The sequence below is a fragment of the Saccharopolyspora sp. NPDC045839 genome, assembly GCF_056431645.1.
In genome coordinates this window covers 156211-179603 of the sequence record NZ_JBWKKH010000013.1, presented here as the reverse complement: position 1 = coordinate 179603, position 23393 = coordinate 156211, and the positions used below count along the sequence as shown (strand labels likewise).

At 70.6% G+C, this 23393-nt stretch carries 24 protein-coding genes; 16 read left to right on the top strand and 8 right to left on the bottom strand.

Features of this window, described 5'->3' with window-relative positions; translation table 11 throughout:
- The first annotated feature begins 157 nt into the window (after positions 1-157).
- Positions 158-1093: a heme o synthase gene (locus AC07EQ_RS20465; protein WP_478389502.1), complete on the top strand. Its 936-nt coding sequence runs from the start codon at positions 158-160 to the stop codon at positions 1091-1093.
- Between the two features lie 108 nt (positions 1094-1201).
- Here AC07EQ_RS20465 and AC07EQ_RS20460 read toward each other — a convergent pair whose 3' ends face one another.
- The gene (locus tag AC07EQ_RS20460; RefSeq protein ID WP_478389501.1) at positions 1202-1327 is read right to left on the bottom strand and encodes a hypothetical protein; all 126 of its coding nucleotides are present in this window, start codon (positions 1325-1327) and stop codon (positions 1202-1204) included.
- Between the two features lie 24 nt (positions 1328-1351).
- The gene (locus AC07EQ_RS20455) at positions 1352-2320 is read right to left on the bottom strand and encodes a quinone oxidoreductase family protein (RefSeq protein ID WP_478389500.1); all 969 of its coding nucleotides are present in this window, start codon (positions 2318-2320) and stop codon (positions 1352-1354) included.
- Positions 2321-2805: 485 nt separating this feature from the next.
- Between AC07EQ_RS20455 and AC07EQ_RS20450 the strand changes: the two genes are divergently transcribed.
- From AC07EQ_RS20450 to AC07EQ_RS20425, 6 genes are all read left to right on the top strand, one after another.
- Positions 2806-3126, top strand: coding sequence for a hypothetical protein (locus AC07EQ_RS20450; protein WP_478389499.1), 321 nt, complete (start codon positions 2806-2808; stop codon positions 3124-3126).
- Between the two features lie 110 nt (positions 3127-3236).
- Positions 3237-3731 (top strand): GbsR/MarR family transcriptional regulator, encoded by a 495-nt coding sequence (locus AC07EQ_RS20445; protein WP_452612724.1) that lies wholly within the window; start codon positions 3237-3239, stop codon positions 3729-3731.
- A 109-nt stretch (positions 3732-3840) separates the two neighbouring features.
- Positions 3841-4743, top strand: a complete 903-nt coding sequence (locus AC07EQ_RS20440; RefSeq protein ID WP_478389498.1) for an ABC transporter ATP-binding protein — start codon at positions 3841-3843, stop codon at positions 4741-4743.
- Position 4744: 1 nt separating this feature from the next.
- Positions 4745-5503 (top strand): ABC transporter permease, encoded by a 759-nt coding sequence (locus AC07EQ_RS20435; RefSeq protein WP_478389497.1) that lies wholly within the window; start codon positions 4745-4747, stop codon positions 5501-5503.
- Between the two features lie 8 nt (positions 5504-5511).
- On the top strand, positions 5512-6747 hold the full coding sequence (locus AC07EQ_RS20430; RefSeq protein WP_478389496.1) for a sensor histidine kinase: 1236 nt from the start codon (positions 5512-5514) through the stop codon (positions 6745-6747).
- Entirely contained in the window at positions 6740-7372 is a 633-nt protein-coding gene (locus AC07EQ_RS20425) for a response regulator (protein ID WP_478389495.1), read from the top strand. The genes AC07EQ_RS20430 and AC07EQ_RS20425 overlap by 8 nt, the downstream gene beginning before the upstream one ends.
- Positions 7373-7447: 75 nt before the next feature.
- Here the strand turns inward: AC07EQ_RS20425 and AC07EQ_RS20420 are convergent, their stop codons facing one another.
- The 5 genes from AC07EQ_RS20420 to mptB all read right to left on the bottom strand — a co-directional run bounded on the left by AC07EQ_RS20420 (position 7448) and on the right by mptB (position 12720).
- Positions 7448-8410: a COX15/CtaA family protein gene (locus AC07EQ_RS20420; RefSeq protein WP_478389494.1), complete on the bottom strand. Its 963-nt coding sequence runs from the start codon at positions 8408-8410 to the stop codon at positions 7448-7450.
- A 70-nt stretch (positions 8411-8480) separates the two neighbouring features.
- Positions 8481-9332, bottom strand: coding sequence for an SCO6745 family protein (locus tag AC07EQ_RS20415; protein WP_478389493.1), 852 nt, complete (start codon positions 9330-9332; stop codon positions 8481-8483).
- A gap of 78 nt (positions 9333-9410) precedes the next feature.
- Positions 9411-10127 carry an ABC transporter permease gene (locus AC07EQ_RS20410; RefSeq protein ID WP_478389524.1) on the bottom strand — a complete coding sequence of 239 codons (717 nt, stop codon included), beginning with the start codon at positions 10125-10127 and terminating at the stop codon, positions 9411-9413.
- Positions 10128-10216: 89 nt separating this feature from the next.
- Positions 10217-11152 (bottom strand): ABC transporter ATP-binding protein, encoded by a 936-nt coding sequence (locus tag AC07EQ_RS20405; protein WP_478389492.1) that lies wholly within the window; start codon positions 11150-11152, stop codon positions 10217-10219.
- Between the two features lie 11 nt (positions 11153-11163).
- Positions 11164-12720 (bottom strand): polyprenol phosphomannose-dependent alpha 1,6 mannosyltransferase MptB, encoded by a 1557-nt coding sequence (mptB, locus tag AC07EQ_RS20400; protein ID WP_478389491.1) that lies wholly within the window; start codon positions 12718-12720, stop codon positions 11164-11166.
- 85 nt (positions 12721-12805) lie between these two features.
- Here mptB and AC07EQ_RS20395 point away from each other — a divergent pair, with 85 nt between their 5' ends.
- The 7 genes from AC07EQ_RS20395 (at position 12806) to AC07EQ_RS20365 (ending at position 19412) form a co-directional block, all read left to right on the top strand.
- Positions 12806-13639 (top strand): helix-turn-helix transcriptional regulator, encoded by an 834-nt coding sequence (locus tag AC07EQ_RS20395; protein WP_397527142.1) that lies wholly within the window; start codon positions 12806-12808, stop codon positions 13637-13639.
- Positions 13636-15099, top strand: a complete 1464-nt coding sequence (sufB, locus tag AC07EQ_RS20390) for a Fe-S cluster assembly protein SufB (RefSeq protein WP_478389490.1) — start codon at positions 13636-13638, stop codon at positions 15097-15099. The genes AC07EQ_RS20395 and sufB overlap by 4 nt, the downstream gene beginning before the upstream one ends.
- Position 15100: 1 nt before the next feature.
- Positions 15101-16285 carry a Fe-S cluster assembly protein SufD gene (sufD, locus tag AC07EQ_RS20385; RefSeq protein WP_358570823.1) on the top strand — a complete coding sequence of 395 codons (1185 nt, stop codon included), beginning with the start codon at positions 15101-15103 and terminating at the stop codon, positions 16283-16285.
- A gap of 40 nt (positions 16286-16325) precedes the next feature.
- Positions 16326-17099 (top strand): Fe-S cluster assembly ATPase SufC, encoded by a 774-nt coding sequence (sufC, locus tag AC07EQ_RS20380; RefSeq protein ID WP_452612738.1) that lies wholly within the window; start codon positions 16326-16328, stop codon positions 17097-17099.
- Entirely contained in the window at positions 17096-18385 is a 1290-nt protein-coding gene (locus tag AC07EQ_RS20375; RefSeq protein ID WP_478389489.1) for a cysteine desulfurase, read from the top strand. Before sufC ends, AC07EQ_RS20375 begins: the two co-directional genes overlap by 4 nt.
- A gap of 24 nt (positions 18386-18409) precedes the next feature.
- Entirely contained in the window at positions 18410-18865 is a 456-nt protein-coding gene (gene sufU / locus AC07EQ_RS20370; RefSeq protein WP_132491500.1) for a Fe-S cluster assembly sulfur transfer protein SufU, read from the top strand.
- A gap of 136 nt (positions 18866-19001) precedes the next feature.
- Positions 19002-19412 carry a metal-sulfur cluster assembly factor gene (locus tag AC07EQ_RS20365; protein ID WP_093260343.1) on the top strand — a complete coding sequence of 137 codons (411 nt, stop codon included), beginning with the start codon at positions 19002-19004 and terminating at the stop codon, positions 19410-19412.
- Positions 19413-19541: 129 nt separating this feature from the next.
- Here AC07EQ_RS20365 and AC07EQ_RS20360 read toward each other — a convergent pair whose 3' ends face one another.
- A complete protein-coding gene (locus AC07EQ_RS20360; protein WP_478389488.1) occupies positions 19542-20687 on the bottom strand; it encodes an acyl-CoA dehydrogenase family protein in 1146 nt (381 codons plus the stop codon).
- Positions 20688-21390: 703 nt separating this feature from the next.
- On the opposite strand from AC07EQ_RS20360, the gene AC07EQ_RS20355 reads away from it, so the two are divergent.
- Positions 21391-22218 (top strand): AfsR/SARP family transcriptional regulator, encoded by an 828-nt coding sequence (locus AC07EQ_RS20355; protein ID WP_478389487.1) that lies wholly within the window; start codon positions 21391-21393, stop codon positions 22216-22218.
- Positions 22219-22246: 28 nt separating this feature from the next.
- Entirely contained in the window at positions 22247-23188 is a 942-nt protein-coding gene (locus tag AC07EQ_RS20350) for an MBL fold metallo-hydrolase (protein ID WP_478389486.1), read from the top strand.
- Positions 23189-23393 lie beyond the last annotated feature (205 nt).

Below are 23393 nucleotides of genomic sequence, written 5' to 3'. Positions count from 1 at the left end.
CCACCGGTCCGTTCGCGGCGCCTCGGGCGCGACCCGCGCGAGGGCGGCTTCAGTAGCGCGCCTACTATTCGTGGTCGGTCCATTTCCGGGGTGCCCGGGTTGGTCCAGGTCGTCCGAATCGCCTTAGGAGTGCCATGCCGTCGGTGAGCGCAGCGTCGTGACCACCGTCGTCGACGCCCCCCGGACGCAGCGCGCTCGGCGGCCCGCTGAGCTGCTGAAAGCCTATGCCGGGCTGATCAAGCCGCGGGTCATCGAGCTGCTGCTGGTGACCACCATCCCTGCGATGCTGCTGGCCGAGCGGGGCATCCCGTCGCCCTGGCTGGTGATCGCCACGCTGATCGGCGGCACCATGGCGGCGGGCAGCGCGAACGCGCTGAACTGCGTCGCCGACGCCGATATCGACCAGGTGATGAAGCGCACGCGGGCACGCCCGCTGGTGCGGCACACGGTGTCCAACCGGCACGCGCTGATCTTCGGGATCGTGCTCGGCGTCGCGTCCTTCGGCTGGCTGTGGGCGACGACGAACCTGCTGGCCGCGTCGCTGGCTGTCGGCACCATCCTGTTCTACGTCTTCGTCTACACGCTGGTGCTCAAGCGGCGCACCGCGCAGAACATCGTCTGGGGCGGCGCCGCGGGCTGCATGCCGGTGGTGATCGGCTGGGCCGGGGTGACCGGCCGGGTGGACTGGCCGGCGCTGGTGATGTTCGGCGTGATCTTCTTCTGGACGCCGCCGCACACCTGGTCGCTGGCGATGAAGTACAAGGACGACTACGAGCGCGCCGGCGTCCCGATGCTGCCGGTGGTGGCCGAGCCGACGTACGTGTCGCGGCAGATCGTGATCTACACCTGGCTGATGGTGGTCTGGACGCTGCTGCTGGTCCCGGCGACCGGCTGGCTCTACGCGGCGTTCGCGGCCCTGGCGGGCGCGTGGTTCATCTTCCTGGCGCACCGGCTGCACGCCGCGACCAAGCGCGGCGAGAAGACCAAGCCGATGACGCTGTTCCACATGTCGAACACGTACCTGATGATCGTGTGCGTGGCCCTCGCGGTGGACTCGGCGCTGAGCCTCCCGGTCCTCGGCTGGCCCTTCTGATCCCCTTGGTCCGCAATTTCAATGGAAATCAGACCTTCGATTTCCATTGAAATTGCGTGAGTTGTCCACAACCTCCGGCATGTCGGGGTGCGACACGCCGGAGGCGGGTCAGACGTGCGTCTGGATCCCGGAGTCGGGCAGGCCGCCGCAGCTCCCGCAGGGCGGCTGGCCGTGCTGCTGCTGGCCGTGCTGCTGGCCGCGCCGCTGTGCAGGGCGAGGCCGGAAGGCGCTCATCGGAATTGTGGACATTCGTGGTGGTCAGGGCAGGAGGAGGAGCTTTCCGGTGGTCCGGCGGCCTTCCAGGTCTTCGTGCGCCCGGCGGGCTTCCGGCAGCGGGTAGGTGCCGCCGATGCGGATCTTCAGGGTGCCGGCGGCGATCCAGGCGAACAGCTCCTCGGCCCGCCAGTCCAGCTCCTCGCGGGTCAGGATGTGGTGCGCCAGGCTCGGGCGGGTCAGGAACACCGAGCCCGCCGCGTTCAGCCGCTGCGGGTCCACCGGCGGCACCGGGCCGCTGGACGCGCCGAACAGCGCCAGCATGCCGCGCGGCCGCAGGCTGGCCAGGCTCGCGTCGAAGGTGGTCTTGCCGACGCCGTCGTAGACCACGTCCACGCCGCGCCCGTCGGTGAGGTCCGCGACCTCCTCGGCCACGTCCTCCTCGGTGTAGCGGATGATCTCGTCGGCGCCGGCGTCCCGCGCCAGCTCCTCCTTCTCCGCCGTGGACACGGTGCCGATCACGTTGGCGCCGCGCGACTTGATCAGCTGGGTCAGCAGCAGGCCCATGCCGCCTGCCGCGGCGTGCACCAGGGCGGTCTCACCGGTGCCCACCGGGTAGGTGGAGGTGATCAGGTAGTGCGCGGTCAGTCCCTGCAGGAGGGCCGCGGCCGCGGTCCGGTCGTCCACCCCGTCCGGCACCCGCACCGCCTTGTCGGCGGGCACCAGCGCCCGCTCGGCGTAGCTGCCCGGCGCCATCGCCCAGGCGACCCGGTCGCCGACGCCGAAGCCGGTCACGTCGGGGCCCACCGCGACGACCTTGCCCGCGCCCTCCGAGCCGGGCGTGAACGGCAGCTGCATCGAGTAGATCCCGCTGCGCTGGTAGGTGTCGATGAAGTTGACCCCGGCCGCGGCCACCTCGACCAGCAGCTGGCCGGACTGCGGGTCGGGCAGCTCGGTTTCGCTGTACTCCAGGACCTCCGGCCCGCCGTTGGCCGCCACCCGAATCGCACGCATGCTCGCTCCTTCGCCTGTTGTCGTTCGAGGGGTGCAACTCCGCACGCCGACCCGATCTTCCCCGCTGAGGATTTTCCATCCTGGTCGGCCCGCAACTGCGGGTCGCAAAGCCGCACGTCGATGGGGTGTCGCATGCGCCGCAGGCGCATAACCCACCTACGACACCGGCACCGCCGCGGGTTCACCGTGCCCACCCCTCCGGGGTTCTCCCGGCGAGGACGGCCCTGACGCCGTGTATTGGGCATACATAAGTCAGGGCACCCACAGTCCAGGGAGCCTCTGAGGTTCCGCCACCCGCACCGCCACGCAAAGCGAGATTGGGAAACCTCGCTGGAAGTTGTTTCCGAACTCATCTTGCACGGTGGTGCTGGCTGCGTAGGTGGGCGCCGGCAGTCGAAATCATCCCCGGTGGGCCCGTTGAACGCGCGGGTGTCGTGCGCAACGTGGCGGCCTCCAAGGGGTGAAACGTGTTTAGGATTCCCGGCATGACGGCTGCTGAGAAGGACACCGAACAGAGCACCGCACCGTCGCCGAAGGCGATCGCCGCGGCCAAGGCGTTCGTCGCCGCGCACGGCGGATCCGCGCGCGCGGTGGTGGAGAACCTCGGGCGGGCCGGTGCCCGGGTCGTGCTGGTCGGCGAAGACGGGCTGCTCGGCGACGTGATGGTGCCCGACGTGGCGGCGGGGGAGGCCCTCGTCGAAGCCGTCGACGGGCTGTCGCCGCACGAGTGGGACGGCGAGACGGTCGCGGCGCTGAAGATCGGCCCCGCGCACCGGCGGAAGATGGCCGGTCCGCGCGCCCGGTGATGTTCGCCCGGCGCTGACGTCCCGCGACACACCGGTGGTCGATGCTGGCCGAAATCTTCGCTGTGGTCTATTTTTTCAGCGATGACTAAAGTCGATCACTTGGAGTCGTCGTGTCCGACTACTTGCAGCGCACCGACCGGCCAGCCATGTCGGAGTGGATCGAGCAGATGGCCGCGCACTTCGAGGCCAGCGAGGGCATGCCGCTGATCGCCGGCCGCATCCTGGCGTTCCTGCTGGTCTGCGACCCGCCGGAGCGCACCGCCGCGGAGCTGTCCCACGCGCTGGCCGCGAGCACGGGTTCGATCAGCACCAACGTCCGGCTGCTGATGCGGCTCGGCGTGATCTCCAAGACCACGCGGCAGGGCCGCGAAGCGGCGCTGTACCAGGTGGAGGAGGACCGCTGGCCGGCGCTGGTGCGGCAGCGCATGGAGCGGGTGACCGCGCTCGAAGCGCTCACCGCGGAGGGGCTGCGGATGTTCAGCGGCCAGGGCGAGCGGGCCCGCCGCCTGCGCACGGTGAACGAGTTCTACCAGTGGCTGTCCGGCGAGATGCCGGAGCTCTGGCGCCGCTGGGAGCGCGAGGGCAAGCCCAGGCTGCGCTTCTGATCGCCGCTCCGCCGGGGCGCGGGGGATGCCGGCATCGGCCGATCGGCTGATGCCGGTTCGAGCGAGCCGGGCGATGTCCGGCGGAGCGCCGTCCCGCGAGACTCGTGGCATGGCGATCATCGAAGTCGACGGGCTGTGCAAGTCCTACGGCGGAAGACCCGTCGTGGACGGCGTGGACTTCACCGTCGAAGCGGGCGAGATCTTCGGGATCCTCGGCCCCAACGGCGCGGGCAAGACGACCACCGTCGAATGCATCGAAGGCCTGCGCACGCCCGATGCCGGGAAGGTGCGGGTCGCCGGTCTCGACCCGGCGGCCGACCGCGACCGGCTCACCCGGATCCTGGGCGCCCAGCTGCAGGAATCCCAGCTGCAACCCAAGATCACCGTGCGCGAGGCGCTGGAGCTCTACGCCGCTTTCTACCCGCGACCCGCGGACTGGCGGGGCCTCGCGGAGCGGCTCGGGATCGCCGCGCAGCTGAAGACCCGCTTCGGCGCGCTCTCCGGCGGCCAGCAGCAGCGGCTGTTCATCGCGCTGGCCCTGATCGGCAATCCCGAGATCGTGGTGCTCGACGAGCTCACCACCGGCCTGGACCCGCGGGCCCGCCGGGACACCTGGCGGCTGATCGAGGAGGTGCGCGCGGGCGGCGTGACGGTCGTGCTGGTCACCCACTTCATGGAGGAGGCCCAGCGGCTGTGCGACCGGGTCGCGGTGATCGACCGCGGCAGGGTGGTCGCCCTCGACGCCCCGGCCCGGCTCGTCGGCCGGGCCGCCGCGTCGACCGTCATCTCCTTCGCGCCCTCGGCGCGGCTCGACGAGACCGAGCTGGCTTCGCTGCCGGACGTGGCGTCGGTGCGGCGCGAGGGCGATCGGCTGGTCATCAGCGGCACCGACGAGACGGTCAACGCGGTGCTCACGCTGCTGGCCCGGCAGGGCGTCACCGCCCGCGAGCTGCGCGTCACCGACACGACGCTGGACGAGGCCTTCCTCGACCTGACCGGGAAGGAGGCCTGACATGGCGGCATCGGCATCCGTCGCGGTGCTCAAGGCCGAGGCCCGGTTGTTCGCCCGCGAGCCGGGGAACCTGTTCTGGATCGTGCTGTCGCCCACCGTGCTGCTGACGATCCTCGGCCTGATCCCGGCGTTCCGGGAGGCCGATCCCGACCTCGGCGGCCGGCGCATCATCGACCTCTACGTTCCGGTGGTGGTGCTGGCGGCCATGATCATGGCCGGTGTCCAGGCCATGCCGCCGGTGCTCTCCGGCTACCGGGAGCGCGGCATCCTCCGGCGCATGTCGACCACGCCGGTGCGGCCGAACGCGCTGCTGGCGGCGCAGATCGGCCTGCACGGTGCCGCCGTGCTGTGCTCGGTGGTGCTGGCGATCACCGTCGGCCGCGTCGCCTTCGGCGTCGCGCTGCCCGACCGGTTCGCCGCGTACGCGTTGACCTTGTTCCTCGCCATGCTCAGCGCGCTCGCGCTGGGTGCGGCGCTGTCCGCCGTGGCACGGAGTTCGAAGGCCGCGGCGGCGCTCGGTTCGGTAGCGTTCTTCTCGATGATGTTCACCGCTGGGGTGTGGATTCCGGTTCCGGTCATGCCGGATCTCCTGCAGCGGATCGTCTCGTTCACGCCGCTGGGGGCGGCGTCGCTGGCGCTCGGCGAGGCGGCCGGGGGCAGCTGGCCGAACTGGCTGCACCTGGTGGTCCTGGTGGTGTGGATCAGGGTTCTCGTCGGTGTCGCCGTGCGCTGGTTCCGCTGGGAACAGCCGGGGAGGTGAAGCCGGGCATGACGATGGCCGAGCAGCGGGACTGGTCCGTCCGCTGGGGTCCGCACGCGCTGTTGGGCGTCGCAACGCTGGTTTCGGCGTTCGCGGCGGATGCGGTGATGACGCGCGCGGAGATGGAGGTCGCGGCCGCGCTGGTCCTGGTGTCGCTCGTCTGGCAGCTGTGCTGGGAGCGCATCCGGCCGGGCGTGCCCGAGCACGGGGTGCAGGGGCAGGTCTACTTCGCCGTGCGGTGGGCGCTCGCGTTCGTGCTCACCTGGCTCAACCCGTTCTTCGCGCTCTACGCGCTGCAGGGCTACTTCGACGCCAAGCAGTTGCTGTCGCCACGCACGGCGAACGCCGGGTTCGTGGGCACCGCGATCACGATGGCGGGTTCGCAGTCCGGCGGGCTGCCGCCGCAGAGCCCGGTGAACTGGTTCGCATTCGTCGCGTTGTTCGCGATCAACGCCGGGTTGGTGCTCTTGTTCGTGCGGCTGGAGGTGCAGCGGGACGAGAGCGCCAGGGGCAGGGCGCTCACGATCGACGAGCTCCAGCGGGCCAACGCCCAGCTGCGGCAGGCGCACGAGGAGAACGCGGGCCTGCATGCGCAGCTCCTGGTGCAGGCGAGGGAGGCCGGTATCAGCGACGAACGCCGGCGGCTGGCGGCTGAGATCCACGACACCATCGCGCAGAGCCTGGCCGGGATCGTCACGCAGTTGCAGGCGGCTGCGGACAGCGAGGACCAGGCGGTGGCCCGCGGTCATGTCGAGCGGGCGGCGGTCCTGGCCCGGCTCGGCCTCGGCGAGGCTCGCCGGTCGGTGCAGGATCTGGGGCCCATCGCGCTGGAGCACGATGCGCTGCCCGTGGCGCTGCACAAGACGGTCGAGGAGTGGTCGGCCGCGGCCGGTGTGCGGGCCGAGTTCACCGTGACCGGCGACGTCGAGGCCCTGCACGAGGAGATCGAGGCGACCTTGCTGCGCATCGCCCAGGAGGCGCTGGCCAACGCGGGGCGGCACGCCCGCGCGACCCGGGTCGGCGTGACCCTGTCGTACATGGACGACGAGGTGAGCGTCGACGTGCGCGACGACGGCCGCGGCTTCGATCCGCATCGCGTCGATGCCCGGGAGCGCGCGGGCGGCTTCGGGCTGGGCGGGATGCGCGCCCGCGCGGAGCGGGTGGCGGGGACCTTCGAGATCGAGTCCGAGCCCGGGTTCGGGACGGCGGTTTCGGCGCGCGTACCTTTGGTGCGCCATGCCTGACCGCGCCATCACGCTGCTGATCGTCGACGACCATCCGGTCGTGCGCGACGGGTTGCGCGGGATGTTCGATTCGGTGGCCGGCATCGAGGTTCTCGGCGAGGCGTCGGACGGGCCGTCGGCCGTCGCGCTGGCCGCGGAGCTGGATCCCGACGTGGTCCTGATGGATCTGCGGATGCCCGGTGGCGGCGGGGTGGCGGCGATCGCCGAGCTGGTCCGGCGCGGTCAGCGGTGCAAGGTGCTCGTGCTGACCACTTACGACACCGATTCCGACACCCTCGCGGCGATCGAGGCCGGCGCCACCGGCTACCTGCTCAAGGATGCGATGCGCGACGAGCTGTTCGCCGCGGTCCGGGCGGCGGCCGCGGGCCGGACGGTGCTCTCGCCGGCCGTGGCCTCGCGGCTGGTGTCCCGGGTGCGGTCGCCCGGCGAGCAGCCGTTGAGCGCGCGCGAGCGCGAGGTCCTGGGGCTGGTGGCGAAGGGGAGGTCGAATCGCGAGATCGCGGCGGACCTGTTCGTCAGCGAGGCGACGGTCAAGACCCACCTCACCCACCTCTACGGCAAGCTGGGGGTCAACGACCGGGCCGCCGCGGTAGCCGCGGGTTACGACCGCGGCATCCTCGGCTGACCGAGCCTGCGCGGCCGCGGCATCGCCATCGCGTTCATCGTTCTGTACGTGCTCAACATGGGCAGGAGGCCGTGGTCAGGCGGTGACGGCTTCCTTGGCGGTGGCCTCGGTCGCCGGCTGCGGCAGCGGACCGCGGTAGCGGGCCTCGCACCAGAGCATGGCGGTCACGATGATCACCAGGGTCGCCGCCAGCATGTGCAGCACGACCATCGCCTCGGGCACGCCGAGGTAGTACTGCAGGGAGCCGATTCCGCCCTGCACCAGGACGAGCACGCACGCGGTGCCGTAGGTCTTCAGCAGGGCCTTGGTCGGACGGGCGTTGCGCAGCCACACGCCGAAGATCGCGAGCAGCAGCACGTAAGCCATCACCAGCAGGCCGTGGGCCTGGACCAGCGTCGGCACCGGGATGTCGAGCCGCGGGGTGTCCGGGTCGCCGGCGTGCGGGCCGGCGGCGGTGACCAGGGTGCCGAGGACCAGCACCGCCGCGGTGACCACCACGAGGGCGGCCAGCAGCTTGCGCATCGGTGGCGGCACCACGCCGACCGGCGGGCGGTCGCCCTCGGTGGTCGCCTTGACCAGGATCGTGGCCAGCCAGATGAGCACCGCCGAGGCCATGAAGTGGATCGACACGCTCCACCAGGCCAGGTTGACGCGCACCGTGATGCCGCCGATGATCGCCTGCGCGACCACGCCCAGCGGCATGATCAGCGCGAGCCCGACCAGCCGCTTCCGGTACGGCAGGCAGCGCCACGCGGCCAGCAGGCAGGCCAGCGCGATGAACCCGATCACGCCGGTCAGCAGCCGGTTGCCGAACTCGATCACCTGGTGCAGGGTCGCGACCTCGGGGTGCTCGACGGGCACCATGCTGCCGGGGAAGCACTGCGGCCAGGTGGGGCAGCCGAGCCCGGAGCCGGTCACCCGGACGATCACGCCGGTCACCGAGATCAGCGCCTGCGTCACCAGCACGGCGACGGCCAGCGCGCGCACGACGCGCGGTGACGGGCGGGAGATCCGGGAAGTCAGAGAGGCCGTTGGCACGACCTCGATGGTATGACGCCGCCGGGATCCGCCCGCCCGCAGGGGCTTGACAACGCGGTGCCGATGATTTTCAGCGCGTGCGGCGGAGTCCCTGCGGCATCGCGCCCGCCTCCACCAGCGCCTTGCTGAGCCTTCCGCCGCCGGCGATCAGCTCGGTCGTCCGGGCTTCGCCGAGTGCGGACCAGGGGGCCATCGACATCGCGTCGGTCGCGGCTTCGATCTCCTCGCGCAGCGCGTGACCGGCCGCGGTGATCTCGCGGTCGGCGCTGACCAGGCCGCGCTCGCGCAGCTGCTGGAAGGCGCGGTCCCACTGCTCGTCGGACCAGGCGCGGAGCTTCTTGGCCGCGTCCCCGTTGAAGCCGCCCGGCACGGTGCTGTGCAGCGCGAGCGCCTGGATGCCGCTCAGGTCGCCCTGCTGCAGTGCGGCGATGTGCGCGTCGCCGCGGAACTCGCGCAGCAGGGTGATCGCGTGCCAGAGCTCGAGGTGCGGCTCGTCGGGCCAGTCGAGGTCGGCGTGCGCGGCGTACAGCGGTTTGCCGTCCGGGGTGCAGGCTTGCGCGGCCTCGCGGGCCAGTCCGGCGGTTTCGGCGACGGCGTCGGAGGCGATGGTGTCGTCGCCGAGCAGCCTGCGCAGCGCCGCGTCGGCGGCCTTGAGCCGGGCGGTGAGGACGGCTTCCGGCGCGGCGATCGACCAGGCCCGTGGGATCACGGGGGAGATGGATTCGGGGTTGAAGTTGTAGAACGTCGCCGCGACGACGCCGGGGCCGACGGGGCCCATCGCGGCGGACCGGCCGGCGTAGTAGGACATCAGGCCGCGTTCGAGGCCGAGCCCGGCGAAGCCGTCGGCGGCCTCGGGGGCGAAGTAGATCATGGCGTGGATGAGTTCCAGGGATTGCTTTGCTCGCCGCGCGATCTCCGTCATGCGCGCATCGTAGAACGCCGTTCCAGTATTTGTCTGCGGCCGGTGCGCACCGGAGGTTCCGGTTGGAACGGGAACGGGTCAGGTCAGGCGAGTGGTGCGGATCGCCAGGGCGCCGCACACCGCGCCCCACGCCGCGAGCACCGCGACCGGCTGGACGCCCGGCAGGGCGCCGTTGACCAGGGCCGCGTCGAGCGCTTCCGCGAGGGCGCCGGAGGGCAGGAACCCGGCGACGGCGGCGACCGGGCCCGGCAGGTCGCTCGCGGGCAGCGCCAGGCCGCCGGCGAGCAGCAGCACGAACCAGATCGCGTTGGCCAGCGCCAGCACGATCTCGGCCCGCAGCGCACCGCCGACCAGCACCCCGGCCGCGCCGAAGGCCAGCGTCCCCAGCACCAGCAGCGGGATCGCCGGCAGCAGCCCGGAAAGCGCCGGTGACCAGCCCAGCAGCACTGCGGCGACGCTCAGCACGACCGCCTGCAGCGCGACGACCAGCAGGGTCGCCAGGACGCGCCCGGACACCAGCGTCCATCGCGGCAGCGCCGTCGCGGACAGCCGCTTGAGCACGCCGTAGCGGCGGTCGAAACCGAGCGCGATGGCCTGGCCGGTGAACGCCGTGGACATCACCGCCAGCGCCAGGATCCGCGGCATCACCGAGTTCACCCGCGGCTCCGGCAGCGTGCCGATGTGCAGCGTGCTCAGCCCGATCAGCAGCGCCAGCGGGATGATCAGCGTCAGCAGGGCCTGCTCGCCGTGCCGGATGATCAGCAGTGCCTCGATCTTGGTCTGCGCGGCCAGCATCCGGCCCGCGCGACCCCGGCCCGGCCTCGGCGCGAACGTGCCCGCCGGGAACTGGGCGCCGAGCTGGGCCGGCGCGTTGGTCTCGGCGTTCACGATCGCAGCTCCCGTCCGGTCAGTTCGAGGAACACGTCCTCCAGGCTGCGGCGGCTGACCCGGAGTTCCTGCGCGAGCACGCCGTGCTGCGCGCACCACGCGGTCACCGTCGACACCACCTGCGGGTCGACGACGCCGCGCACCACGTAATCGCCGGGGCGCAGCTCGGTGGCCTCGCAGCCCTCCGGCAGCGCCGCCAGCAGCAGCTTCAGGTCGAGCCCGGTCTGCGAGCGGAAGCGCAGTTCCTGCCTGCCGTCGGCGGGCTCGGTGAGCTCCTCGGCGGTGCCCTCGGCGACCGCGCGACCGTGGTCGACGATCAGCACCCGGTCGGCCAGCGCCTCCGCCTCGTCCATCAGGTGGGTCGTCAGCAGCACGCTGACGCCGTCCCTGCGCAGCGCGCCGACCAGGTCCCAGACCAGCCGCCGTGCCTGCGGGTCCAGACCGGCGGTGGGTTCGTCGAGGAACACCAGCTCGGGGCGGCCGACCAGGGCGCACGCCAGCGACAGGCGCTGCTGCTGGCCGCCGGAGAGCCGCTTGTAGGGCGTGCGGCGTGCGGCGTCGAGACCGAGCACGTCCAGCAGCCACGCCGGGTCCAGCGGGTCGGCGGCGCAGGCGGCGACCAGGTGCAGCATCTCGTCGGCGCGCACGCCCGGGTAGGCACCGCCGCCCTGCGGCATCACGCCGATCCGCGGCCGCAGGGCCTCGGACTGGGTGTGCGGGTCGAGCCCGAGCACGCGCACTTCGCCGTCGTCCGGGCGCTGGAAGCCCTCGCAGATCTCGACGGTGGTGGTCTTGCCCGCGCCGTTGGGGCCGAGCAGCGCCAGGACGCTGCCGCGCGGCAAGCACAGGTCGAGTCCGGCAACGGCGACGGTGTCGCCGAAGCGCTTCTTCAGCCCCCGCAACCGGACGGCCGGGCTGTCGGCGTTGCTCACGACATCCAAGCCTATTGCGTGACCGGCCGAACACCGCCGCGGGTCGGCAGCAGGCCCGGCACCTTGCCGCGCACCAGCCAGAGGGTGATCGCGAAGGCGATCGCCGCGGCGATCACGGCGAACGGGATCTGGTAGGCGCGCAGCACGAATCCCGCGCCGGTCGGCGGCACCAGCAGCGACACCGCGGCGCAGATCGCGGTCGCGGTGATCCGGAACCGGTTGCTGTTGGTGGACAGCGCCAGCGGCACCACCGACCACAGCAGGTACCAGGGCCACAGCACCGGCACGGCCAGCGCGAGGGTGAGGAACGTGATGCCCATCGCCGTCAGCGGTTCGATGCGGCCGCGGAAGGACAGCCACAGCATCCGCAGGCACATCGCGGCGACGATCAGATACCCGATGATCTTGGTGATGACCAGCATCGCGTCGGTCTGGTTGCCCAGCCCGAGCAGCGTGCTCAGGCCGCCGCCGGTCATCCCGAACGCGGTCAGCGGCGCCATGAACGTCTTGACCCGGTTGGGCACGTCGAAGGTGTCGATCCAGCCGAGGCCCCAGCCGCTGGCCACCGTGATCACCGTCATGGTGGCCAGGAACACCGCGCTCAGCAGCGCCGCGACCCGCACCAGGTCGCGGAACCGGCCGCCGCGCCGCAGCACCAGGTAGATGCCGAAGAAGCCGAGCGCGATCCACCCCGGCGGCTTGATCGCCCCGGCGACGCTCAGCAGCACGCCGGCGGCGATGGTGCCCGGCACGGTCTGGTAGCGCAGGCCCAGCTCGATGGCGGCGAGCATGATGCCGACCATCAGCGCCTCGTTGTGCATGCCGCTGACCACGTGGAACAGCACGATCGGGTTGGCCGCGCCGAGCCACAGCGCGGCGGCCGGGTGCACCCCGCAGCGGCGGGCCAGCCGCGGGATCGCCCAGATCGCCAGCGCCAGCCCGCACAGCATCACCACGCGCCACACGAGCACCCCGAACACCACGTTGTCGCCGACGATCCGGGAGATCACCTGGCCGAACATCAGGAACAGCGGCCCGTACGGCGACGGGGTGTCGCGCCAGATGTTGGGCACGTTGGCGGTGAACGGGTGGTCGACGCCCAGCGCGGCGGCGGAGCCCAGCACGTACGGGTTGAAGCCGCGCGCGGCCACCTCGCTCTGCGCCAGGTAGCTGTACATGTCGGTGCTGAACAGCGGCGGGGCCAGGGCCAGCGGCAGCGCCCACATCGCCAGCGTGCGGGCCAGCTGGGTGACCGACAGCATCCGGGCGCGGCTCGGCCAGCAGAGCTTGCCCAGCCACAGCCAGGCGATGACGATCATCAGCATGCCCAGCCAGCAGGAGGCCATCGCCACGGTCGGGATGCGGACGGGCAGGCCGATCAGGCGGGCCCCGGACAACGGGTTGTCCACCGGGGCGGCGCCGGCGCCGATCGCGCCGACCGCGAGCACCAGCGACCCGGTGGTGCCGAACCGGCGCACGACGTCGAGCTGACGCCGCTCGGTGCGGTCCAGGGGCTGTTGCGCCGCGGGATCGACCGCCGCTGCGCCTTGGGATTCGACTGCCGCCACGACGACGAAGCGTAACCGCGTGAGTCAGCTCACGCGGCGACCCCGCACCCTGGTGCCTCGCGACGAAATAGGTAACATTCGTGTTGTGAAAAACGTCGGGACGCCTCCGCCTGCCCCAGCTGTGGGCACCGCGGCCGCCGCTGAGGCCCAGTCGGCCCAGCAGGGTGCGGCTGCGCACGGCGACGGGCGCACCCGGCACACGGTCGCGCGGTTGTTGCTGGAACGGGGGCCGATCACCGCTGCCGCGGTGGCCGACGAACTCGGGCTCAGCCCCACCGCCGTGCGCCGGCACCTCGACGTGCTGGTCGCCGAGGGCGAGGCCTACACCCGGGAAGCCTCCTCGCGGGGCCGCCGGGGTCGCGGCCGGCCCGCGAAGCTGTTCCTGCTCACCGAGGTGGGCCGGGCGCGGTTCGGGCACGCCTACGACGACCTGGCGGTGGCCGCGCTGCGGTTCATCGCCGAACACGAGGGGGAGCAGGCGGTCCGCGAGTTCGCCGACCGGCGGATGGCCGCGCTGGTGGCCAACCACCGGGAGGTGCTGGCGGCCGCGGCCAGCCCGGCCGAGCGCGCGGAGGTCCTTGCCGACGCGCTCACCAGGGAGGGCTACGCTGCCTCGACGCGAAGCGTCGCCAGCGGCGAGCAGCTCTGCCAGCACCATTGCCCGGTCGCGCACGTCGCTGCGGACTTCCCGCAGCTGTGCGAGGCCGAGACGGCGGCGTTCGCCGAGGTGCTCGGCACCCATGTGCAGCGGCTGGCCACCATCGCGAACGGTGATGCGGCCTGCACCACGCACGTCCCAACCGCGCGGTTCGCGGATCCGGGTGGCGACACCCGGGGCTCCGCCCAGACACCTGCCGGCCCGCTCCCGAAGGGCCAGCAGATCACCGCCCCGATTCCTGATGGAGGGGAGTCCGTATGACTGCCGCTGCCGAGCAGCGCACACCCACCACGCCGTCCGAAGGCAATGGCCAGCTCAGCCAGGACGAGATCCTGGCCAGCGTGGGCAGCTACGAGTACGGCTGGGCCGACTCGGACGCCGCCGGTGCCAGTGCCCGCCGTGGTCTCGACGAGGGCGTCGTCCGCGACATCTCGGCCAAGAAGGACGAGGCCGACTGGATGCTGGAGACCCGGCTCAAGGCGCTGCGGTTGTTCGACCGCAAGCCGATGCCGAACTGGGGCGCCGACCTCTCCGGGATCGACTTCGACAACATCAAGTACTTCGTCCGCTCCACCGAGCAGCAGGCCCAGACCTGGGACGACCTGCCGGAGGACATCAAGAACACCTACGACAAGCTGGGCATCCCGGAGGCGGAGAAGCAGCGCCTCGTCGCGGGTGTGGCCGCCCAGTACGAGTCGGAGGTCGTCTACCACAAGATCCGCGAGGACCTTGAGGAGCAGGGCGTCATCTTCCTGGACACCGACACCGGTCTCAAGGAACACCCGGAGCTGTTCAAGGAGTACTTCGGCTCGGTCATCCCGGCCGGTGACAACAAGTTCTCCGCGCTGAACACCGCGGTGTGGTCGGGCGGTTCGTTCATCTACGTGCCGCCGGGCGTGCACGTCGACATCCCGCTGCAGGCCTACTTCCGGATCAACACCGAGAACATGGGCCAGTTCGAGCGGACCCTGATCATCGTCGACGAGGGTGCCTACGTGCACTACGTCGAGGGCTGCACGGCGCCGATCTACTCCAGCGACTCGCTGCACTCCGCGGTCGTGGAGATCATCGTCAAGAAGGGCGGCCGCTGCCGCTACACGACGATCCAGAACTGGTCGACCAACGTCTACAACCTGGTCACCAAGCGCGCCAAGGCCGAAGAGGGCGCCACCATGGAGTGGGTCGACGGCAACCTCGGCTCCAAGGTGACCATGAAGTACCCGTCGGTGTTCCTGATGGGCGAGCACGCCAAGGGCGAGGTGCTCTCGGTGGCGTTCGCCGGCGAGGGCCAGCACCAGGACGCGGGCGCGAAGATGGAGCACCTGGCGCCGCACACCTCCTCGACGATCGTGTCGAAGTCGATCGCCCGGGGCGGCGGCCGCACCTCCTACCGCGGCCTGGTCAAGGTCGCGAAGCGGGCGCACCACTCGTCGTCCAACGTCAAGTGCGACGCGCTGCTGGTGGACACCATCAGCCGCTCCGACACCTACCCGTACGTGGACGTCCGGGTCGACGACGTGTCGATGGGCCACGAGGCGACCGTGTCCAAGGTCAGCGACGACCAGCTGTTCTACCTGATGCAGCGGGGCCTGACCGAGGACGAGGCGATGGCGGTGATCGTGCGCGGCTTCGTCGAGCCGATCGCCCGCGAGCTGCCGATGGAATACGCGCTGGAACTGAACCGCCTGATCGAGCTGCAGATGGAAGGGGCCGTCGGCTGAGATGAGCACCACCAAGACCGACGCCCAGCACGGCCTCACCGAGCACTCCCACGGCGGCGGCTCGGGTATCCCCCAGTCGTCCCGCGGGGCGCGCTTCACGTCCTACGACGTCGAGGCCTTCGAGGTCCCCGGCGGCCGCGAGGAGGACTGGCGCTTCACGCCGATGAAGCGGCTCAAGGGCCTGCACGACGGCACCGCCACCGCCACCGGCAACATCAAGGTCGAGGTCACCGGTGACGGCGCGACCGTGGAGACCGTGGGCCGCGACGACGCTCGGATCGGCAACGGCGGCATCCCGTCCGACCGCATCGCCGCGCAGGCCTGGAGCTCCTTCACCGAGGCCACCATCGTGACGGTCCCGAAGGACACCAAGCCCGAGGGCCCGATCACCATCACGGTGCACGGCCCGGGCGAGGGCCAGGTCGCCTTCGGGCACCTGCAGGTCCGCGCCGAGCAGTTCGCCGAGGCCGTCGTGGTGGTCGACTACCGCGGCTCCGGCACGCTGGGCGACAACGTCGAGTTCGTCGCCGGCGACGGCGCGCAGCTGCGCGTGGTGTCGGTGCACGACTGGGCCGACGACGCCACCCAGGTCAGCTCCGAGCACGCCTACCTGGGCCGCGACGCGGTGTTCCGGCACCTCGCCGTCACCCTCGGCGGCGACCTGGTGCGGGTCAACACGACCATCACCTACGGCGACAAGGGCGGCGACGCCGAGCTGCTCGGCCTGTACTTCGCCGACGCCGGCCAGCACCTGGAGCACCGGATGCTGGTGGACCACGCGGTGCCGAACTGCCGCAGCAACGTGCTCTACAAGGGCGCGCTGCAGGGCGACGCGGCGCACTCGGTGTGGATCGGCGACGTGCTGATCCGGGCCGCGGCCGAGGGCACGGACACCTACGAGCTCAACCGCAACCTGGTGCTGACCGAGGGTGCGCGGGCCGACTCGGTGCCGAACCTGGAGATCGAGACGGGCGAGATCGAGGGCGCTGGGCACGCCAGCGCCACCGGCCGCTTCGACGACGAGCAGCTGTTCTACCTGCAGGCCCGGGGCATCCCGCAGGACCAGGCCCGGCGCCTGGTGGTGCGCGGCTTCTTCGGCGAGCTGCTGCAGAAGATCACCGTGCCCGAGGTCCGGGAGCGGCTGGAAGCGGCCATCGAGGCCGAGCTCGCCGTCGTCGGCGCCTGACCCGCAAGCTTTCCGAACACACCAGGAGAACGAAGAAGAAATGGCCACCCTGGAGATCAAGGACCTGCACGGCTCGGTCCTCACCGAGGACGGCGCCAAGCCGATCCTCAACGGCGTCAACCTGACCGTTCGCTCGGGCGAGATCCACGCGATCATGGGCCCGAACGGCTCCGGCAAGTCGACGCTGGCCTACGCCATCGCCGGGCACCCGAAGTACCGGATCGACTCCGGCACGGTGCTGCTGGACGGCGAGGACGTGCTGGAGATGAGCGTCGACGAGCGGGCCCGCGCCGGCCTGTTCCTCGCGATGCAGTACCCGGTCGAGGTGCCGGGCGTGTCGATGTCGAACTTCCTGCGCACCGCCGCGACCGCGGTCCGCGGCGAGGCGCCGCAGATCCGCAAGTGGGTCAAGGAAGTCAAGCAGGCCATGTCCGACCTGGACATCGACCCGTCGTTCGCCGAGCGCAGCGTCAACGAGGGCTTCTCCGGTGGTGAGAAGAAGCGCCACGAGATCCTGCAGCTGGACCTGCTGGACCCGAAGTTCGCGATCCTCGACGAGACCGACTCCGGCCTCGACGTCGACGCGCTGCGGGTGGTTTCCGAGGGCGTCAACAAGTACCACGGCAAGGGCGGCAAGGGTGTTCTGCTGATCACCCACTACACCCGGATCCTCAAGCACATCACCCCGGACTACGTGCACGTGTTCGCCGAGGGCAAGGTCGTCGAGTCCGGTGGTGCCGAGCTCGCCGACGAGCTGGAGGAGAACGGCTACGTGCGCTTCACCGGCAAGAAGGAGGCGGCAGCCCAGTCATGACCGTTCAGCCTCCTCGCACGAGCACGCCGCTGGACGTGGCGGCGATCCGCGCGGACTTCCCGATCCTGGGTCGCACGATCCGCGACGGGCAGCGCCTGGTGTACCTCGACTCCGGGGCGACCTCGCAACGGCCGCGCCAGGTGCTCGACGCGGAGCGTTCCTTCCTGGAGCACTCCAACGCGGCAGTGCACCGCGGCGCGCACCAGCTCGCCGAGGAGGCCACGGACGCGTACGAGGGCGCCCGGGAGCGGATCGCCCGCTTCGTCGGCGTCGACGCCGACGAGGTGGTGTTCGCCAAGAACGCCACCGAGGGCGTCAACCTCGTCGCCTACGCCATGAGCAACGCCGCCACGTCCGGGGCGGAGGCCGAGCGCTTCCGCCTCGGGCCGGGCGACGAGGTCGTGGTGACCGAGATGGAGCACCACGCGAACCTGGTGCCGTGGCAGCAGCTGTGCGAGCGCACCGGCGCCACGCTGCGCTGGTTCGGGGTCACCGACGAGGGCCGCCTCGATCTGTCCGATGTGGACGGTGTGATCACCGAGCGCGCCAAGGTGGTCGCCTTCGCCCACCAGTCCAACGTGCTGGGCACGGTGAACCCGACCGAGCAGATCGTCTCGCGGGCGCACCAGGTCGGCGCGCTGGTGGTGCTGGACGCCTGCCAGTCGGTGCCGCACAAGCCGGTGGACTTCAAGGCGCTGGGCGTGGACTTCGCGGTGTTCTCCGGGCACAAGATGCTCGGCCCCTCCGGGGTCGGCGTGCTCTACGGGCGCCGCGAGCTGCTGGCCGCGATGCCGCCGTTCATCAGCGGCGGCTCGATGATCGAGCTGGTGCACATGGAGCGCTCCACGTTCGCCGCGCCGCCGCAGCGGTTCGAGGCGGGCGTGCCGATGACCTCGCAGGCCGTCGGCCTGGGCGCGGCCGTCGACTACCTCACGGCCATCGGCATGGACCGCATCGCCGAGCACGAGCAGCAGCTCACCGAGGTCGCGCTGCGGGAGCTGTCGGCGATCGACGGCGTGCGCATCATCGGGCCTACCAACACCGAGCACCGCGGCGGTACCGTGTCGTTCGTGATCGACGGCGTGCACCCGCACGACGCCGGTCAGGTGCTGGACGACAAGGGCGTCGAGGTCCGCGTCGGACACCACTGCGCATGGCCGCTGCACCGCCGGATGGGAATTCCGGCGACCGTGCGGGCGTCCTTCTACCTGTACAACGAACTGGACGAGGTCAAGGCGTTGGTGGACGCGGTGCGCGAGGCGCAGCGCTTCTTCGGGGTGGCTTGATCGGGGACTGCCGGAGAACTCTTCATGCAGCTTGAGCAGATGTACCAGGAGATAATCCTGGACCACTACCGCAAACCGCACCGGCACGGCCTGCGGGAACCGTTCGACGCCGAGTCGTTCCAGGTGAACCCCACCTGCGGCGACGAGGTCACCCTCCGGGTCCGGTTGACGGGCACGGACACCGACGCGATCGTCGACGACGTGTCCTACGCGGGGCAGGGCTGTTCGATCAGCCAGGCGTCCGTGTCGGTGCTCACCGACCTGGTCGTCGGCAGGCCGCTGCGGGAGGCGCTGACCACCGAGGCCGCGTTCAGCGAGCTGATGCACGGCCGCGGCAAGGTCGAGCCGGACGAGGACGTGCTGGAGGACGGCGTCGCGTTCGCGGGAGTGGCGAAGTACCCGATGCGCGTGAAGTGCGCGCTGCTGGGTTGGATGGCTTTCAAGGACGCGGTTTCGCGTGTTGTCGTGGAGGCGTCATGAGCAGCCCTGTTTCGCCCCGAGTCCTCCTCAGCCGCACCTCAGGGGAACGTGACGTGAACCAGCCACGAGAAACTGCGAAACGTGAGATTGAGCCGGGCGCAACCACAACTGTGAAACGCGGAGAGGCGGAACTGGCATGAGCGAGCAAGCCCCGGTGCAGGAGGAAACCGACGTGGCCCGCAGCGCCGAGGCGTTGCCCGAGCAGGCTGCGCCGGCCGCCGAGGTGGCCGCGCTGGAAGACGTCGAGGAGGCCCTGCGCGACGTCGTCGACCCCGAGCTGGGGATCAACGTCGTCGACCTCGGCCTGGTCTACGACATCCGGGTGGACCAGGACAACACGGCGACCGTCGACATGACGCTGACCTCGGCGGCCTGCCCGCTGACCGACGTCATCGAGGACCAGGCGCGCGCCGCGCTGACCACCGGCCCGGGTGGCGGCCTGGTCGACGACTTCCGCATCAACTGGGTGTGGATGCCGCCGTGGGGTCCGGAGAAGATCACCGAGGAAGGCCGCGAGCAGCTGCGCGCCCTCGGATTCACCGTCTAGGAAGCAATTCCGGACTCGTTCACCGAAAAGAGCAAGCGGCTCGCGCCGCTTATAGAAGCCTCCGGAAACTCTGAGGGGGCCTGCCGCAATGAGCAATGGCAGGCCCCCTCAGCGTTGTGCTGGGGTTGTTCAGGGCGTGACGTCGAGGGTTTTGTTCGCGTACGCGGTTGCGGCGGGGCCGAACTGGAGGACCACGTGCCCAGCGGCGGAGTGGACGTCGCGCCAGAAGCGTTGCAGCGGGCTGTGCACGCTGTGGCCGCCGGTGCCCGAGGCGCGGAACAGCCGATCCACCGCGCCGACGAGGAGATCCGCCACGAACGCGCAGTCGCGCTGGTTGCGGGCGGTTTCCGCAGGCGTGATCTCCGGGCCTAGATCCGCGGCCGCGGCGACGCGCTCCAGCAGTAGTTGCGCGGCGTCGATCTCGCCGGACGAACGAGCCAGCGTCTCCTCGTAGAACGACCGGCCCGGGCCCGGGCCGGGTGCTTTCGCCGCGGCGCGGATCTTCTCCTCGGCGTACTCGGACCAATGCCGCAACGCGCCGCGCGCGGCCCCGAGGATGGGCAGGGTGAAGAAGAGCCCGTTCACCGCCGTCAGCGGCACCGCGTGGCAGCGGGAATCCAGGCCGGGCGCGAGACCTTCGTGCAGATTCCTGGCCGGCACGCTCAGCGCCTCCGGCACGAAGACGTCCTCGGCGATGAGGGTGTTGCTCCCGGTCGCCCGCATCCCGATGTCCGACCAGGTGTGCTCGATGCGGTACGCGGCGCGGGGGAGCGCGAACAGCCGCGGCTCCGGGCCGGCGTCGCCGGGCACCAGGCCGAGCACGAGCGCCCAGTCGGAGTGGTCGACGGCGCTGATGTAGGACCACGTGCCGGACAGCCGCCACCCGTCGCCTTCCGGTTTTGCCTTGCCCCGCGGCGAAATCGCGCCGACCACCAGCGCATCGGGCCCGTGCTGCCAGATCTCCTTGCGGCCTTCGGCCGGCAGGTAGGCGGCCATCCTCGCCAGGCTCGCGGCGATCGAGGCGCACCAGGCCGTGGCCGGGCACTGCTCGCCGATGGTGCGGACCGCGGCGCCCAACTCCGCGAAAGTGCCGCTGTTCCCGCCGTGTTCGGCCGGCACGAAATGGCGGGCGAATCCGGCGTTCACGACCGACCGCAGTACTTGCGGTTCCAGCACGCGGTCCTGTTCCGCGCGGTCGGCGTGCCGGGCCGCGAGCCCCGCGACTTCCTGTGCGGCGCGGGCCATCCCGGCGTTCGACGGGAATTGGTCGGGCATCGAGTCGCCTCCTTCGCTTGCCGCCGATATTGGGGCGACTCGATCGCGCTCGGCTGGAACACCGCTAGAGTCGATGCCGTCGGATTCAACCTCCAGAACTGCATTACATACGAAAGTAGTAGAAAGCTGCGCCGAACGGCCGTCAACGGTCGTCGCCGGACCCGCTGAACCTCCTCTGACCTGGTCTTCCTGGCCCGGTGTTGGCTTCCGCTAGAGCGGGCCTTGAGGATCGCTTTGTCGTCGTCGGTGCACTTGTGGTTTCCCCCTGTAGTGTGAATTGCGATGATAGATTCCTGGAGTGACGGGCGTAACGAGCGAAAGGTCCAAGAGTATGCCGACCGAGGCCTTTTGGAGTAAACGATGGGCCGTTTGGGGTATGCCACACCGCCGGATGACGGCTCGCACTTGGACCGGGGGGCCAGGCGTGCCGTCGCACATGATCCCGTGAAAGCCGGGTAAAGAACGGTTCGAGTGCCGCGCCAAATCCGTTGGCGACTTCTCGACTGGTTGAATGCGGGAAAGGGGGGCTTCGCGCTGCGCTCCTCCGGTGCGGATAACGCCCGGAAGCGACGCGCGCGGAGCGCGGTCGGACAGGTCCGATTTCCGCCGATCAATGCGTGATCGACGGTAATGTCAGCCATTGCTGGGACGATGTCCGTAAGTTAAGTACTTTATTCAGCTCTAGTCGGATAGGCGACTGAGAATGCAGTCATTAGAAATCAACGTGCTGGGGCCGTTAACGGTTCGGCTGCGGAGTGCGTCGATCGTGCCAACGGCGGGAAAACCGAGGCAAATCCTCGCGCTCCTGGCATTGCGCTGCGGCCGGGTGGTGCCGGTGTCCACCCTGATGGAAGAGGTCTGGGGCGATGCCATCCCGCGCAGCGGGGCGACCACGCTGCAGACCTACGTCCTCCAGCTGCGACGGCTGATCGCCGAATCGCTGCCGCCGGATTCGTCGTGGACGGCGAAGGATCTGCTCGCCACCAGCTACAACGGTTATCAGCTCACCACGACGCCGTGTTCATTCGACCTCGTCGAATTCAACCGGCTCGCGATCAGCGGTGACGCGGCGCTGGAGAAGTGCGACCCGGAGGCGGCTTCGAAATTCCTCGCGCAGGCGATGGACCTGTGGCGCGGTCAGGCGCTGATGGACGTGCCGATGGGCCGGATGCTCGCGATGGAGGTCATCGGCATCGAGGAGGCCCGCGCGCGGGTGCACCAGCAGCGCATCATCGCCGACCTCTACCTCGGCAAGCACGCGATGCTCATCCCCGAATTGCGCAAGCTGGTGGCGGAGAACCCCACCGACGAGAACATCTCCGCGCTGCTGATGATCGCCTTCCAGCGCTCGGGGTCGGCGCCGCGCGCGCTGCAGGTGTTCCGGGATCTGCGCCAGGCGCTGATCCGGGAGCTGGGCGTCGAACCGTCCGCCCGCCTGCAGAAGCTGCACCAGGCCCTGCTGTCCAACGCCGCCGACATCCCGCTGCGGTCGATCTTCGCGTCCGAGCAGCGCCTGGCCGAGACGGTCTGAGATACCTAGAGACACCTGGGAGTGTGCCTTGTCAGCTTCAGCGACAACGACGGCCCGGCCCGAGCTGGTGGAGGTGGCCGACGGCGTCCTCGCCTACGTCCAGCCTGCCGGCGGCTGGTGCGTGAACAACGCCGGGGTCCTCGTCTCCGGTGGTTCGGCCGCGCTGGTGGACACCGTGGCGACCGAGGCCCGCGCGCGCCGGCTGCGCGAACAGGTCCTCGCCGTCGCCGAGCGGCCCCCGTTCGCGGTCATCAACACGCATTCGCACGGCGACCACACCTTCGGCAACTTCGTCTTCCCGGAGGCCGTGGTGTTCGCGCACCGGGAGACCCGCCGCGAGATGCACCTGGCGGGCCTGCACCTCACCGAGCTGTGGCCGGACGTGGAGTGGGGTGACATCGAACTGGCCCTGCCGACCGCGACCTACCAGGACGGCCTGGCGCTGCAGGTCGGCGAGCTCACCGCGGAGCTCGTGCACGTCGGCCTGGCGCACAGCACCAACGACACCGTGGTGTGGGTGCCGGAGCGGCGCGTGCTGTTCACCGGCGACATCGTGATGTCCGGCGTGACCCCGTTCTGCCCGCTGGGCTCGGTTTCCGGTTCGCTGCGGGCGATCGAGCGGCTGCGCGCCTTCGAGCCGGCCACCGTGGTGGCCGGGCACGGCCCGGTCGGCGGCCCGGAGGTGCTGGACGGCACCGAGAAGTACCTGCGGTGGGTCCAGGAGCTGGCCCGGGACGGCGTGGCCGCCGGGGCGACGCCGGCCGAGGTCGCGCGCGAAGCGGATCTGGGGGAGTTCGCCGGGTTCCTGGAGCCGGAGCGGCTGATCCCCAACCTGCACCGGGCGTTCGCCGAGGAGCGGCTGGCGACCCACGGCGAGGCGCTGGACATGGCCGCGGCCATCAAGGAGATGGGCGTCGTCTTCCAGGAGATGGTCGACTACCACGGCGGACCGCTGGTCTGCCACGCCTGATCTCCCCTTCCTGCGGGGTGTTCAGCATGCGGTGTGGGGCTCAGCTCGCACCGCCGCGGGTTCTCAGGCTGTGTCCGCCCTTCAGGGCTACTGGGCGACGCCAGTCCCCAGCGCCGCGTATTGGTCATGCACAAGTCGGGGCTCCCGGAGTCCAGGCGGCGGCAGTAACTCCCGCAGGGGGCCGCTACCCGCACCGCCACGCAAA

Excerpts from the sequence above, each read along its gene's own strand:
- AC07EQ_RS20455 (WP_478389500.1), bottom strand. The coding sequence starts at position 2,320 with ATGCGTGCGATTCGGGTGGCGGCCAACGGCGGGCCGGAGGTCCTGGAG.
- AC07EQ_RS20430 (WP_478389496.1), top strand. The coding sequence starts at position 5,512 with ATGACGATGGCCGAGCAGCGGGACTGGTCCGTCCGCTGGGGTCCGCAC.
- AC07EQ_RS20360 (WP_478389488.1), bottom strand. The coding sequence starts at position 20,687 with ATGCCCGACCAATTCCCGTCGAACGCCGGGATGGCCCGCGCCGCACAG.
- AC07EQ_RS20410 (WP_478389524.1), bottom strand. The coding sequence starts at position 10,127 with ATGCTGGCCGCGCAGACCAAGATCGAGGCACTGCTGATCATCCGGCAC.
- AC07EQ_RS20440 (WP_478389498.1), top strand. The coding sequence starts at position 3,841 with ATGGCGATCATCGAAGTCGACGGGCTGTGCAAGTCCTACGGCGGAAGA.
- AC07EQ_RS20375 (WP_478389489.1), top strand. The coding sequence starts at position 17,096 with ATGACCGTTCAGCCTCCTCGCACGAGCACGCCGCTGGACGTGGCGGCG.
- sufC (WP_452612738.1), top strand. The coding sequence starts at position 16,326 with ATGGCCACCCTGGAGATCAAGGACCTGCACGGCTCGGTCCTCACCGAG.
- AC07EQ_RS20460 (WP_478389501.1), bottom strand. The coding sequence starts at position 1,327 with ATGAGCGCCTTCCGGCCTCGCCCTGCACAGCGGCGCGGCCAGCAGCAC.
- sufB (WP_478389490.1), top strand. The coding sequence starts at position 13,636 with ATGACTGCCGCTGCCGAGCAGCGCACACCCACCACGCCGTCCGAAGGC.
- sufU (WP_132491500.1), top strand. The coding sequence starts at position 18,410 with ATGCAGCTTGAGCAGATGTACCAGGAGATAATCCTGGACCACTACCGC.
- AC07EQ_RS20355 (WP_478389487.1), top strand. The coding sequence starts at position 21,391 with ATGCAGTCATTAGAAATCAACGTGCTGGGGCCGTTAACGGTTCGGCTG.
- AC07EQ_RS20425 (WP_478389495.1), top strand. The coding sequence starts at position 6,740 with ATGCCTGACCGCGCCATCACGCTGCTGATCGTCGACGACCATCCGGTC.
- AC07EQ_RS20435 (WP_478389497.1), top strand. The coding sequence starts at position 4,745 with ATGGCGGCATCGGCATCCGTCGCGGTGCTCAAGGCCGAGGCCCGGTTG.
- AC07EQ_RS20450 (WP_478389499.1), top strand. The coding sequence starts at position 2,806 with ATGACGGCTGCTGAGAAGGACACCGAACAGAGCACCGCACCGTCGCCG.
- sufD (WP_358570823.1), top strand. The coding sequence starts at position 15,101 with ATGAGCACCACCAAGACCGACGCCCAGCACGGCCTCACCGAGCACTCC.
- AC07EQ_RS20365 (WP_093260343.1), top strand. The coding sequence starts at position 19,002 with ATGAGCGAGCAAGCCCCGGTGCAGGAGGAAACCGACGTGGCCCGCAGC.
- AC07EQ_RS20415 (WP_478389493.1), bottom strand. The coding sequence starts at position 9,332 with ATGACGGAGATCGCGCGGCGAGCAAAGCAATCCCTGGAACTCATCCAC.